Source organism: Caulobacter sp. FWC2 (genome assembly GCF_002742625.1).
GTDB lineage: Bacteria > Pseudomonadota > Alphaproteobacteria > Caulobacterales > Caulobacteraceae > Caulobacter.
The window spans coordinates 2,262,797-2,276,258 of record NZ_PEBF01000001.1 but is presented as its reverse complement, the minus strand read 5'-3'; the positions used below and the strand labels follow the sequence as shown (position 1 = coordinate 2,276,258).

The window sequence follows — 13,462 nt, the reverse complement described above, 5'->3', positions numbered from 1 at the left end:
TGCTCTCGACCGCCGTGCTCATTCGCGCGGCGATCCGCCTGGAAGGTTTTCGAACGCATGCTCGCCGGTTTCCGCTCCTTCGCCAAATCGCCGTTCGCGGTGCTGCTGTTTGGCTTGCTGATCGTCAGCTTCGCCATTTTCGGCATCAGCGACGTCTTCAAGGGTCCCAGGGGCTCAGGCGTGATCAGCGCCGGCTCGCGCACCTTGTCCGCCCAGGACTTCAAGCTGCGCTTCGACAACTACCGCAAGGGCATGGAGCAGCGCAGCGGCCAGGCCCTGACGCCCGACCAGGCCGTCGAGCAGGGCATCGACCGCCAGATCGTCCAGGAACTGGCTCTGCAGGAATCGATCGCCGCGGCCATCCAGGGGATGGGCGTGAAGCCGTCGGACAAGCTGGTCGGCGACATCGTGCACCAGCAGATGAGCCAACTGCCGCCCAACCAGCGGCCGTTCAACCCGATCACCGGCAAGTTCGACCCGCAGATGTATGCCGGCCTCCTGGCCCAGAACAACCTGACGCCGGCGAACTACGAAGCTTCACTGCGCGACGAGATCGCCAACGCCCACTTCTTCTCGGCGGTCGCCGGCGGCCTGAAGGCCCCGCGCATCTATGCCGCCCTGCAAGGCGCCTATGTGCTGGAAGCCCGCGACGTCGCGGCCTTCGCCGTGAATCCGGCCTCGGTGGAACGCCCCGCCCCGCCGACCGACGCCCAGCTGACCGCCTTCATGAAGGAAAACGCCGAGCGCCTGACGCGTCCGGAAACCCGCGTGCTGTCGATCATGCGCGTCAGCGCCAAGGCGCTGGAGCCGACCGTCGCCATCGATCCGGCCGCCGTGCAGAAGGCCTACGACTTCCGCAAGGACAGCCTGGCCAAGCCCGAGACGCGTACGATCGTCCAGATCGTCGCCCCGGACGCCAAGGCCGCCGCCACCATTTCGCAGCGCCTGACCAAGGGCGAGGATCCGGTCGCCGTCGCCAAGACGTTCGGCAAGACGCCGCTCGTCTTGACCGACAAGCCCAAGACCGCCGTTCCGGACCGCAAGGTCGCCGACGCCGCCTTCAGCCTGGCCGCCGGTCAGGTCAGCGGCCCGATCACGGGCGAGCTGGGCGTCTCGGTCATCAAGATCGTCAAGGTCACGCCAGGCTCGACCGCCTCGCTGGAGAGCGTGCGCCCGCAGATCGAGGCCGAGGTGCGCACCCAGGCCTCGCAGACCAAGGCCTACGACCAGACCCAGACCTATCAGGACGCCCATGACGCCGGCGCCGACCTGGTCGCCGCGGCCAGCAAGGCCGGCGCCCTGGTGCTGACGACCGCTCCGATCACGGCGCAAGGCGCGGACGAGACGGGCCAACCCGTCGCCGGCCTGACGCCGGACATCGTCAAGACCGCCTTCGGCCTGTCGCAGGGCGGCGAAAGCGACCTGATCGAGGCCGGCAAGGGCGAATACTACGCCGTGAAGGTCGAGAAGGTCGTCCCCGCAGCCCTGCCGCCCCTGGCCGAGATCAAGCCGCAGCTGACCGCCGTCTGGATGGGCCAGGAACTGAGCAAACGCCTGAAGGCCAAGGCCGACGAACTGGCCGCTCGCGTCAAGAAGGGCGAGTCGATCGAGGCCGTCGCCGCCTCGGTTCAGTCCAAGGTCCAGAAGGTCCCTGGCCTGTCGCGCCAGAACGCCCAGCAACACATGGGCCTGGGCCGCGAGTTCCTCGGCGCCGCCTTCCAGGCCAAGAAGAACGAAGCGTTCGCTACCCGCGCGGGTCCGCAGGGCGAGGCCTATGTCGTCGCCAAGCTGGAGGCCATCCGTTCGGCCCCGACCGCCGCCATCGCCCAGATCGCCGCCATGGCTGGCGCCCAATCGGGTGAAGGCCTGATGCGCGACCTCGGCGAAGCCTCGCGCAACGCCGCCAAGGTCCAGCTGAAGACCAAGAGCAACCTGACCCTGGCGCGCCAGGCCATCGGCGTCGACACCGACGCCCTGGCCAAGGCGGAAGCCGCCAAGGGCGGAAAGAAAGCCGAGTAATGAGTCTGGAGCCCGCGTTCGACGCCTTTTCGGAAATCTATGATTCCGGACGGCAGCAGGTCGTCTGGACCCGCCTGATCGACGATCTCGAGACCCCGGTCTCGGCCTATCTGAAGATCGCCCAGGCGCGTCCCTACAGCTTCCTGTTCGAGAGCGTCGAAGGCGGGGCCTGGCGCGGTCGCTACTCGATCGTGACCATGAACCCGGACCTGGTCTGGCGCTGTCGTGGCGACCAGGCCGAGATCGCCGAGGGCGACGACATCGCCGCCGGCCGCTACACGCCCCAGCCGGGCGGCGCCCTGGACAGCCTGCGCGACCTGGTGGCCCAGGCGCGGATGGAGCTGCCCAAGGGCCTGCCGCCCATGGCCGCCGGCGTGTTCGGGGCCCTGGGCTACGATCTGGTGCGCTTGGTCGAGCGCCTGCCCGACATCAATGCGGACACGCTGGGCCTGCCGGACGGGATCATGACCCGCCCGCAGATCGTCGCGATTTTCGACGCCATCGCCCAGGAGATTATCCTGACCACGGCCGTGCGCCCGCAGGCAGGTGTATCAGCCCACGACGCCTACGCGGCCGCCCGTTCGCGGATCGAGACGGTCATGGCTGACCTGCACCGTCCGCTGGCCCACGACGCCCCGCGCGCGCCGCGCGGTCCGATGGACTTCACGACCCCGGTCAGCCGCGCCGACTACGCCGACGTGGTCGCCAAGGCCAAGGACTACATCGCCGCCGGCGACATCTTCCAGGTCGTGGCCAGCCACCGCTTCCGCGCGCCTTTCGACCTGCCGCCGTTCGCGCTGTACCGCTCGCTGCGCCGGACCAACCCGTCGCCGTTCCTATTCTTCCTGAACCTGGACGGCTTCAATCTGGTCGGCTCCAGCCCCGAGATCCTGGTCCGCCTGCGCGACAACAAGATCACCATCCGGCCGATCGCTGGCACCCGTCCGCGCGGCGCCACGCCCGAGGAAGACGCGGCGCTGGAAGCCGAACTGCTGGCCGATCCCAAGGAGCGCGCCGAGCACCTGATGCTGCTGGACCTGGGCCGCAACGACGTGGGTCGCGTGGCCATGCTGAACCACCAGGGCCGAAATGCGCCCGCTGAGCGTCCCAAGGGCCCGAACGTCCGCGTGACCGAGAGCTTCAAGATCGAGCGCTACAGCCACGTCATGCACATTGTCTCGAACGTCGAGGGCACCGCGCCGGACGGCGTCGATCCGGTCGACGTTCTGATGGCCGCCCTGCCCGCCGGCACGCTGTCGGGCGCGCCCAAGGTGCGGGCCATGGAGATCATCGACGAGCTCGAGGTCGAAAAGCGCGGCATCGGCTATGCCGGCGCGGTCGGCTATTTCGGCGCCGACGGCTCGGTCGACACCTGCATCGTGCTGCGCACGGCGCTGGTCAAGGACGGCATGATGTACGTGCAAGCCGGCGGCGGCATCGTCGCCGACAGCGATCCGGACGCCGAATACGACGAGACCCTGCACAAGTCCCGGGCCCTCAAGCGCGCGGCCGAGGAAGCCTGGCGATTCAGCTGAGCCTTAGGGCTGATTTATTTCCCTACGGACCGCCGAGCCGGTCGTCCGGAAGGTGCTGCGTGACCGCCGGCGGCGCCAGCACCATCACCGTGGCGAAGGCCAGCGCGCAGATCGCGGCGAAAGCCGCGGCGGCCAGAACCGGCCCCATCTTCTGGATACGGTTCTTGCGCCGCAGCAGAGCGCGGACATAGGCGACGGCGACGGGGTCCAGGGCGGAATCACGCGGGTCCATGGCCTCCATAGTGCCTAGCTCCGCGAAGACTGTAACCGTTCCTAACAAGGGCGCGCGAAATTGCCGCTACACATCGGCTCCTCCCGCGCTAGAACCGACCTCCGAAAGGCGGCGTCATGATCCTCGTCATCGATAACTACGACAGCTTCACCTACAACCTCGTCCACTATCTGAATGAGTTGGGGGCAGAGACGGTCGTCTACCGCAACGACGCGCTGACCGTGCAGGAGGCCTTGGGCCTAGCGCCGGCCGCTGTGCTGCTGTCTCCCGGCCCCAAGGCCCCGGACCAGGCCGGAATCTGCCTGCCGCTGCTGCGCGCCGCGCCTGAAGATTTGCCGATTCTGGGCGTGTGCCTGGGCCACCAGGCCATCGGACAGGCCTATGGCGGCGAGGTGATCCGCGCCAAGGCCGTGATGCATGGCAAGGTCAGTAAGGTCCGCCACGAGGACAAGGGCATCTTCAAGGGCCTGCCCAACCCCTTCACCGCCACGCGCTACCACTCGCTGGCCGTTCGCCGCGAAGACCTGCCGCCGGAGCTGGAAGTCACCGCCTGGACCGACGACGGCGAGATCATGGGCGTGCAGCACAGGACCCGCCCAGTGTTCGGCGTCCAGTTCCACCCGGAATCGATCGCCACCGAGGGCGGTCACCAGATGCTGGCCAACTTCATGGACCTGTCGGGCGTCAAGCGCGACGCGGCGGTCTGGGTCTAGGGCCGCCAGCATGTCCGACGCTTTCAAGCCGCTGCTGGCCAAGCTGGCCGACGGCCAGACCCTGGACGACGCCGACGCAGAGATCTTCTTCGCGGCCTGCCTGCGCGGCGAGCCGACCCCGGCCCAGGTCGCGGCCGCCGTCACCGCCATGCGCCTGCGCGGCGAAACGGTGGGCGAGATCGCCGCCTGCGCCCGCGCCATGCGCCGCGCCGCCGTCCAGCTGGAGCATCCCTACGAGGTCATCGACGTCTGCGGCACCGGCGGCGACGGCCTGCACACGCTGAACATCTCCACCGCCGTCGGCTTCGTGGCCGCCGGAGGGGGCTTGAAGGTCGCCAAGCACGGCAACCGCGCCATCACCTCGAAGTCCGGCACGGCCGACGTCCTGACCGCCCTGGGCGTCAATATCGACGCCACGCGCGAGCAGCAGCGGCGCGCCCTGGACGAGGCCGGAATCTGCTTCCTGTTCGCCCAGGCCCATCACGGCGCCATGAAGCACGTCTCGCCGATCCGCCAACAGCTGGGCTTCCGCACCATCTTCAACCTGCTGGGCCCGCTGACCAATCCGGCCGGCGCCAGGCGACAGGTGGTCGGCGTCTCGGCCCCGCGCTTCGTCGAGCCGATCGCCAAGGCTCTGGGCGCGCTGGGCGCCGAGCGCGCCTGGTCGGTGCACGGCTCGGGCATGGACGAGCTGACCACCACGGGCGAGACCGAGGTCGCAGAATGGCGCGACGGCCGCATCCATCTGTTCAAGATCACGCCCGAGGCGGTTGGTCTGCCGCGCGCCTCGCTGTCGGACATCACCGGCGGCGATCCTGACTTCAACGCCGCCGCCCTGACCCGCCTGTTCGACGGCGAAAAGGGCGCCTATCGCGACATCGTGCTGCTGAACGCCGCCGCCGCCTTTCTGGTCGCCGACAAGGTCGAGACCCTGGTCGAGGGCATCGCACTGGCCGCCGACGTCATCGACGAAGGCCGCGCCAAGGCGGCTCTCGCCGACCTGGTGGCCGCAACCAACACGGAAGCCGCCGCATGACCGACATCCTCGCCAAGATCGCCGCCTACAAGCGCGACGAGGTCACCGACCGCAAGCGTCGGCGGACCCAGGCCGCCCTGGACTCCGCGGCCCGCAACGCCTCGTCGCCGCGCGGCTTCAAGCGCGCGCTCGCCCAAGGCCACGCGCCCGGCAAGCTGTCGCTGATCGCCGAGATCAAGAAGGCATCGCCCTCCAAGGGCCTGATCCGCGCCGACTTCGATCCGCCGGCCCTGGCCCGAAGTTACGAGGCCGGCGGCGCGGCGTGCCTGTCGGTGCTGACCGACGGTCCCAGCTTCCAGGGCGCCGACGCCTATCTGATTGACGCCCGCGCGGCCGTCAGCCTGCCCTGCATTCGCAAGGATTTCCTGGTGGATCCCTGGCAGGTGTCCGAGAGCCGCGCCCTGGGCGCCGACGCCATCCTGGTCATCCTGGCGATGATCGACGACGTCCTGGCCGCCGAGCTGATGGCTGAGGCCAAGCGCCTGGGCATGGACGCCCTGGTGGAGGTCCACGACGAGGCCGAGATGGCCCGCGCCGGCGCCCTGGGTTCAGACCTGGTGGGCATCAACAACCGCGACCTGAAGAGCTTCGTCGTCGATCTGGCCGTCACCGAACGGCTTTCGGCCCAGGCGCCGAAAGACGCCCTGCTGGTCACCGAGAGCGGCATCTTCACCCACGACGACGTCGTGCGGATGGAGGCGACCGGGGCCAAGGCCATGCTGGTCGGCGAAAGCCTGATGCGCCAGGCCGACGTCACGGCCGCCACCAAGGCCCTGCTCGGCTAACCGGAAGGGGGTACGCGCCATCTGGCGTTTTCCCCTTCGCCCGCTCACAGTCCAATCAACAAGAAAAGCCGCCGCGCCAGGACGTTGGCGGCGCCACGCGAGGAAGCGCGAATGCATTGGATCGCCCGCGTGGTGAATTGGTCCCTGGTCGCCTTTTTCAAGCGCGAGGGCTGGACGATCGAAGGCTCGGCGCCGACCACGACGCGCAAGTTCGTGATCATCGCCGCTCCGCACACCAGCAACTGGGACTTCGTCTACTTCCTGGGGGCGGCCGACGCGCTGAACTTGAAGCTCAGCTTCATGGGCAAGGCGTCGCTGTTCCGCTGGCCGTTCGAGAAGCTGATGAAGGACCTGGGCGGCGTGCCGATCGATCGCTCCCAGTCGCGCGATACGGTCCAGGCCATGGCGGACGAGTTCGCCCGCCGCGACGAATTCATGCTGACGATCGCGCCCGAGGGTACGCGCGGCAAGGCGGGCGGCTGGAAGACAGGCTTCTACAACATCGCCCTGAAGGCTGGCGTGCCGATGGTGCCCGGCTTCATGGACTACAAGCGCAAGGTGGTGGGCCTGGGTCCGGCGATGATCCCCAGCGGCGACTACGAGAAGGACCTGGCGACGCTGGCGGCGTTCTATGCCCCCGTCACGCCCAGGCACCCGGAACTAAAGACCATCCTCTAGGGTGGATCAGCGGCCGGGTTGGCTGAGGCTTGGCCGCTCGCTAGGGTCCGATCCGCTCTACACAAAAAGGAATCGGATGCGGGCCTTTCTCTCCAATCTGCGGCGCGCCCTCTCCCTGACGCCAGCGCCGCCGCCGTCCGACGCCGTCGCCGCTCCGCAGGAGCTCTGGCACCTTGTCGGCGCCGCCGACGCCGACTTCATCCGCGTGGGCCAGCAGTTCAAGGAACTGTTCGTCGCCGCTGGCCTACAGCCGCATCACGCCATCCTCGACGTGGGCTGCGGCATCGGCCGCGCCGCCGCGCCGCTGGTCGACTATCTCGATGCGAAAGGCCGCTATGCGGGCTTCGACGTGATGACCCAGGCCATCGACTGGTGCAAAGCCAACATCGCCATCGGCGATCCACGCTTCGAGTTCACCCACGCCGACATGCACAGCGACCGGTACAATCCGGAGGGCTCGCAGCCGGCCAGCACCTTCGTCTTCCCCTATCCGGACGCCAGCTTCGATTATGTCTGGCTGGGCTCGGTGTTCACCCACCTGCTGGCCGCCGATCAGGCCCAGTTCGCCCGCGAGATCGCGCGGGTGCTGAAGCCGGGCGGGACCAGCATCGTCTCCTGGTACCTGATCGACGACGAGGCCCGCGCCAACACGGGCAACGGCGAGATCGCCTTCGACTTCGTCCACGCCCTAGACGGTTGCTGGACCGCGACGCCCGACCTGCCCGAGGCGGTGATCGGTTACGACCTGAAGCCGATCCTGGCGCAGTACGAGGCCCTGAACCTCGACGTGCTGAACCAGGCCCTGGGAGTCTGGCGCCGCCAGCCGATGCAGGACCAGGACATCATCATCGCCCGCAAGCGCGCCTGAAAGCTTTCGTTAAGCTTTTGATTCTGGTCGCCTTTTCTATTTGGCCAAGGTCTAGTCTTTGAATTTCCTGGCCTTTTGGCCACCAGCGACGCTCGACTTGACTTTAAGGCGGAACGCCTAGAGAACATTCGCGAGGTTTGCGGTTTGTTCCGCGCTCCAGCCGAGGTCGACATGCTTACCCGCAAGCAGCACGAACTGCTGATGTTCATCCACGAGCGGATCAAGGAGACCGGCGTCTCCCCGTCCTTCGACGAGATGAAGGAGGCCCTGGACCTGGCGTCCAAGTCGGGCATCCACCGGCTCATCACGGCTCTGGAAGAGCGCGGCTTCATTCGCCGTCTCGCGCACCGGGCGCGCGCGCTGGAAGTAGTGAAGCTGCCGCAACAGGCCACGACGGCCGCTCCGCCCAAGGGGCGCGGCGCCTTCCGGCCGCAGGTGTTCGAAGGCGGCGGCGCGCCGTCGTCGGCTCCCGCCCCCGCCGCGCCGGCCAATGACAGCCGCGAACTGCCGATCCTGGGCAAGATCGCCGCCGGCACGCCGATCGACGCCATCCAGCACGAGCGTGAGCGCCTGCCGGTGCCTGAATCGATGCTGGGCAATGGCGAGCACTATGTCCTCGAGGTGCAGGGCGACTCGATGATCGAGGCCGGCATCCTCGACGGGGACTATGTGATCATCAAGAAAGGCGACACCGCCACCTCGGGCGAGATCGTCGTCGCCCTGGTCGGCGAGGAAGCCACCCTCAAGCGCCTGCGCAAGAAGGGCGGCTCGATCGCCCTGGAAGCCGCCAATCCGAAATACGAGACCCGCATCTTCGGCCCCGACCAGGTCGAGGTGCAGGGCAAGCTGGTGGGGCTCATTCGCCGGTATCACTAGGCGCTTCAGAGCGCTGGAAATTCGGCCCCGATCTTCATCCGAGGATCGGGGCCTTTTCGTATGGGGTGGCACTTAAAGCCGCCCTTCCTCCGCCAGACGCTTGGCGGCCATGTCGAACCCGGCCCAGGCCGCCGCGGCCAGCGCGCCGCCGGTGCTGACCCGGCGCACGCCCAGCGCGCCAAGGCCCTCGACGGACATCTCAGGTCCCCAGAACAGCACATTGACCGGCTTGGGCGCCACGACCTGGACGATGGCCCTGATCTCCTCCGGATCGGTCACCGCCGGAGCGTAGAGACAGTCGGCGCCCGCCGCCGCGTAAGCCTTGAGCCGCTCCAGGGTCGGGGGGAGGTCACGGTTTCCGCGCAGATAGCCCTCGGTGCGGCCGACTAGGATCACGTCCTGGCCCGAAGCGTCGATCGCCGCGCGGGCGGCTTTCAGACGGTCGACGGCGACCGGCAGGTCGTAGAGCGCCGAGCCCGACCAGTCCTCGATCGACAGGCCCGCGACGCCGGCCTCGATGGCCAGGCTCACGCTCTCGGCGACGCCCTCCACCGTTTCCGAAAAGCCGTTCTCGAAGTCCGCGTTAACCGGCAGGTCCGTGGCCGCGCACAGCTGGCGCAGATGCAGGATCGCCTCGTCGCGCGTGATCTGTCCGTCGTCCTTGCCCAGCGCCCAGGCTGCTCCGGCGCTGGTCGAGGCCAGCGCCTTGAAGCCCAGCTTCTGCAGGCGCCTGGCGCTGCCCGCGTCCCAGGGGTTGGGCAGGGTGAAACAGCCTTCGGCATGCAGCGCGCGGAAGGCCGCGCGACGGGCGCTGAACGGATTGGACATCGGACTTCCTCCTGCGGGTGACGCCCCGCCCTTCTCACGACGTTTAGCGGGCGCTGGTGACATCGGCTGTCAGCAGACGGCTCTCCGATGGACGGCTCCACGGCCGATCGCCGCGCAGGGGCTGAGCCCAGACGATGCGCCAACCGTCGGAACGGTGATAGAGCTCGGCGGCGCCGCCCTGTTCGAAATCCTCGGCGGTCAGCAGCACGGTGTCGGCGCACAGGGGCGGGGTTCGAGCAGGAGCCGGCCCGCGGATCACCACCACCTCGCTGCGGACGCACAGGCCCGACAGTGTCTCGGCGTCGGGCGTCTTACGGCTCCAGGCCAGAGACAGCCGCACGGGGGCGCCCGATTCCGGCGCGCATACCCGCTTGTCACAGGCATAGAGGCTCCAGGTCGCCGGCGTCAGGCCGCGCCGCCGCGCCCACAGCTCGGCGCCGAACCGCTTGGCGTCGGTGCGCAGCAGCACGGCGGCGTCGCCCGAGCGGACGGCGGCGGTGGCTCCGTCGGCGGCGATCCAGGCGTCCGGCGCGGCGGGTCTTGGCCACAGGGCGACCGCCAGGGCCAGCGGCGCGCCGATCCAGCGCAGCCGACCGCGCCAGAGACACAGGATCATCAGGCCCAGGAAAGCGACCACCAATACCTGCGGCGGCGCGCTGGCCACGATCCGCTGAGCGCCATGGGCGTCGGCGAAGCCGTTGGCGATCCCGACCATGCCGTCGACGCCCCAGCCGGCCACCGTCAGGAAGGGCGCGCCCAGGCCGAACGGCTCCAGCAGGGTCCCGACCGCCAGGAACGGCATGATCACGAACGACGACAGCGGCGCGACCGCCAGGTTGGCCGGCAGGCCCCAGACGGCGACGCGGTTGAAATGCTGCATGGCGAACGGCGCGGTGGCCAGGCCCGCCACCAGGCTGGCCGCGACCGAGGCCGCCAGCCAGGTCAGCCCCGCCTGCGGCCAGCGGATCCACCACGGCGTCGAGATCTCCTTTACCGGCCTCGGCCAGCTCTCGGCCAAGGCCACCAGGGCGGCGGTGGCGGCGAACGACATCTGGAAACCGGGCTCGCCCGCTGTTTCGGGCTTCATGGCGAGGATCAGCAACGCCGCGACGGCCAGGCCGTGCAGGGTGATGGCCCGTCGATCGAACAGGATGGCCAGGAACGCCACGCTGGCGGTGATCGCCGAGCGCTCGGCCGGCGGCGGCGCGCCGGAAATGACCAGATAGCCCAGCACAGCGACCAGCCCCGCCACCGCCGCGATCTTCTTGCCCGGCGCCCGCAGAGCCAGCCACGGCCAGGCGGCGACGCCCAGCCGCACCGCGCCGAAGACGAAGCCGCCGACGATGGCCATGTGCAGGCCCGAGATCGACAGGATATGCGCCAGGCCCGAGGCGCGCATGGCCTCGGTCTGGTCCTCCGTGATCCAGGCCTCGTGGCCGGTGACCATGGCCGCGCCGATGCCGCCGCTGCTGGGCCCCATGCGCGCCAGGATCCGCTGGGCCAGGCTCCAGCGGAAAGCATTGACCGCCATGGTCACGCGCACGGTCAAAGGCGGCGGATCCAGCCGCGTCACCCCCAGTTCGCCGATCACGAAGCCGACGCCGCCGATCGAATCGAACCAGGCGTCCCGACCGAAGTCGTAGGACCCCGGCGCGGCTGGCGGCGGCGGCGGTCCCAGCATGGCGCGCAGATGAACGGCCTGGCCCGGAGCCGGCGTTTCATTCTCGCCGATCGTCACCCGGATCCGGTGTGGCGTCCTGTCAGCCGACAACCCAGACACCGCCACTGGCGCGATCAGCAGGCGCGGCCCGCCCGCGCCAGGACTGACGACGTCGACCACGAAGCCGTCAACGCGCCGCACGACCCGCTCACCGCTCACCAGGGGCGCGGCCACCCGGTCGCTTCGGATCTTGGCGGCCAGACCGCCGGCGGCCCCGAACGCGGCCAGACTGGCTAGCACGACAAGGCCGCGGGGGGCATTCCATCGCTGACAGACCCACCAGACCGCCGTGAACGATCCGGTCGCCAAGACCAGCATCCAGAGCGCGGGTTCGACGCCAGCCTCCAGATAACTCGACGCCCCAAGACCGAACGCCACCGGCGCCCACAGGAACGCCCGATCCAGATTGACTCGCCCTTCCGTCAGCAGGGCGGCCTTCGCGGCGGACCAGGACAGGCGCGGGGCGGACGTAGACGGCGCAGGTCCAGCGACTTCAGCACCTAACACCCGGAAACCCTTGTACTTTTGACGAATGAGCCAAGATCGGCGCCACGCGGAAAACCGCTAGGTCCGGCGCGAAGCGGCGTGCTAAGACGCGCCGCCCAAGCCGCCTTGCGGTTCGTGCTCGTCAACGCCATTTCGCGTCCAGCCCCACAGTCTTGAAGCCCATGTCGAACCCCACTCCCACCGGCCCCATTGCGACGGGCGTCGTTACGCGCTTCGCGCCCTCGCCCACCGGTTTCCTGCATATCGGCGGCGCCCGCACGGCGCTGTTCAACTGGTTATATGCACGCCATACGGGAGGGAAGTTCCTTATTCGCGTCGAGGACACCGATCGCGAGCGTTCCACCGACGCGGCCGTCGCGGCGATCTTCGAGGGCCTGAACTGGCTGGGCCTGGAATCGGACGACGAGGTCGTCTTCCAGCACACCCGCGCGCCGCGTCACGTCGAGGTCGTGCACGAACTGCTGGCCAAGGGGCGCGCCTATCGCTGCTGGATGACCGTCGAGGAACTGGAAGTCGCCCGCGAAAAGGCCCGCGCCGAAGGCAAGGCCATCCGCTCACCCTGGCGTGACGCGCCCGAAGGCGACCTGGCGGTTCCTCACGTCATCCGCTTCAAGGGCCCGCTGGACGGCGAGACTGTGGTCAACGACCTGGTCAAGGGCCCGGTGACGTTCAAGAACATCGAACTGGATGACCTTGTCCTGCTGCGCGCGGACGGCGCCCCTACCTATAACCTGGCCGTGGTCGTCGATGACCACGACATGGGCGTCACGCACGTGATCCGGGGCGACGACCACCTGAACAACGCCGCCCGCCAGAGCCTGATCTATCAGGCGATGGATTGGGACCTGCCGGCCTTCGCCCACATCCCGCTGATTCATGGTCCCGACGGCGCCAAGCTGTCCAAGCGCCACGGCGCGCAGGCGGTCGGCGAATTCGCCGATCTCGGCTACATCGCCGAAGGCATGCGCAACTACCTCGCGCGCCTGGGCTGGGGCCATGGCGACGACGAGGTGTTCAACGACGAGCAGGCGATCGCCTGGTTCGACGTCGCCGACGTGGTCAAGGCGCCGGCGCGCCTGGACTGGGCCAAGCTGAACCACATCAACGCCCAACACCTGCGCAAGGCCGACGACGCCCGCCTGACCGACCTGGCGCTCGACGCCGCCCAGAAGCGCGGCGAGCCCCTGCCCGCCGACGCCCGGGAGCGGATCGCCCGCACGGTTCCGGAAGTGAAGGAAGGCGCCAAGACCATCCTGGAGCTGGTCGATCACTGTGCGTTCGCACTGAAGGTCCGACCGTTCGCGCTGGAAGAGAAAACCCAAAAGCAGCTGACCGAAGAAACCGTCGAACGCCTCAAGCGCCTGCGCGATCAGTTGGCGGCCGCGCCGGCCTTTGACGCGGCGACGCTGGAAACGGTGTTGAAAACGTTCGCGGAATCGGAAGGCGTCGGCTTCGGCAAGTTCGGTCCGGCGCTGCGCGGCATTCTGACCGGCGGCTCCCAGGCGCCTGATCTTAACAAGACCATGGCAGCACTCTCCCGCGAAGAGAGTTTGGGGCGCCTTGACGACGCCCTGGCGACGCGCGCATGAGGCGCTATAACGCACCTGCGAAAACGAAAGTTGGACTGCCCATTCCATTTATGAACGGGGCCAATTTATGAAGGGG

At 68.5% G+C, this 13,462-nt stretch carries 12 protein-coding genes; 9 read left to right on the top strand and 3 right to left on the bottom strand.

Annotation, left to right across the window (positions count from 1 at the left end):
* Positions 1-57: 57 nt before the first annotated feature.
* Positions 58-2,019 carry a peptidylprolyl isomerase gene (locus tag CSW62_RS10905; protein WP_099577673.1) on the top strand — a complete coding sequence of 654 codons (1,962 nt, stop codon included), beginning with the start codon at positions 58-60 and terminating at the stop codon, positions 2,017-2,019.
* Entirely contained in the window at positions 2,019-3,554 is a 1,536-nt protein-coding gene (gene trpE / locus CSW62_RS10900; RefSeq protein ID WP_099577671.1) for an anthranilate synthase component I, read from the top strand. The genes CSW62_RS10905 and trpE overlap by 1 nt, the downstream gene beginning before the upstream one ends.
* A gap of 22 nt (positions 3,555-3,576) precedes the next feature.
* On the opposite strand, the gene CSW62_RS26575 is transcribed toward trpE, so the two are convergent.
* Positions 3,577-3,786: a hypothetical protein gene (locus tag CSW62_RS26575; protein ID WP_199170569.1), complete on the bottom strand. Its 210-nt coding sequence runs from the start codon at positions 3,784-3,786 to the stop codon at positions 3,577-3,579.
* A 116-nt stretch (positions 3,787-3,902) separates the two neighbouring features.
* Between CSW62_RS26575 and CSW62_RS10890 the strand changes: the two genes are divergently transcribed.
* The 6 genes from CSW62_RS10890 (at position 3,903) to lexA (ending at position 8,742) form a co-directional block, all read left to right on the top strand.
* Positions 3,903-4,499: an aminodeoxychorismate/anthranilate synthase component II gene (locus CSW62_RS10890; RefSeq protein WP_099577666.1), complete on the top strand. Its 597-nt coding sequence runs from the start codon at positions 3,903-3,905 to the stop codon at positions 4,497-4,499.
* A gap of 10 nt (positions 4,500-4,509) precedes the next feature.
* On the top strand, positions 4,510-5,535 hold the full coding sequence (gene trpD / locus CSW62_RS10885; protein WP_099577664.1) for an anthranilate phosphoribosyltransferase: 1,026 nt from the start codon (positions 4,510-4,512) through the stop codon (positions 5,533-5,535).
* Positions 5,532-6,320, top strand: coding sequence for an indole-3-glycerol phosphate synthase TrpC (gene trpC / locus CSW62_RS10880; protein ID WP_099577661.1), 789 nt, complete (start codon positions 5,532-5,534; stop codon positions 6,318-6,320). Before trpD ends, trpC begins: the two co-directional genes overlap by 4 nt.
* 111 nt (positions 6,321-6,431) lie before the next feature.
* A complete protein-coding gene (locus CSW62_RS10875; protein ID WP_099577660.1) occupies positions 6,432-6,998 on the top strand; it encodes a lysophospholipid acyltransferase family protein in 567 nt (188 codons plus the stop codon).
* A gap of 76 nt (positions 6,999-7,074) precedes the next feature.
* Positions 7,075-7,866 (top strand): class I SAM-dependent methyltransferase, encoded by a 792-nt coding sequence (locus tag CSW62_RS10870; protein WP_099577659.1) that lies wholly within the window; start codon positions 7,075-7,077, stop codon positions 7,864-7,866.
* 171 nt (positions 7,867-8,037) lie between these two features.
* Positions 8,038-8,742, top strand: coding sequence for a transcriptional repressor LexA (gene lexA / locus CSW62_RS10865; protein ID WP_099582248.1), 705 nt, complete (start codon positions 8,038-8,040; stop codon positions 8,740-8,742).
* Between the two features lie 72 nt (positions 8,743-8,814).
* Here the strand turns inward: lexA and CSW62_RS10860 are convergent, their stop codons facing one another.
* Entirely contained in the window at positions 8,815-9,570 is a 756-nt protein-coding gene (locus CSW62_RS10860) for an isocitrate lyase/phosphoenolpyruvate mutase family protein (protein WP_099577658.1), read from the bottom strand.
* A 43-nt stretch (positions 9,571-9,613) separates the two neighbouring features.
* A complete protein-coding gene (locus tag CSW62_RS10855; protein WP_099582247.1) occupies positions 9,614-11,746 on the bottom strand; it encodes a ComEC/Rec2 family competence protein in 2,133 nt (710 codons plus the stop codon).
* Between the two features lie 212 nt (positions 11,747-11,958).
* Between CSW62_RS10855 and gltX the strand changes: the two genes are divergently transcribed.
* Positions 11,959-13,386, top strand: a complete 1,428-nt coding sequence (gltX, locus tag CSW62_RS10850) for a glutamate--tRNA ligase (protein ID WP_099577657.1) — start codon at positions 11,959-11,961, stop codon at positions 13,384-13,386.
* Positions 13,387-13,462: the final 76 nt, after the last annotated feature.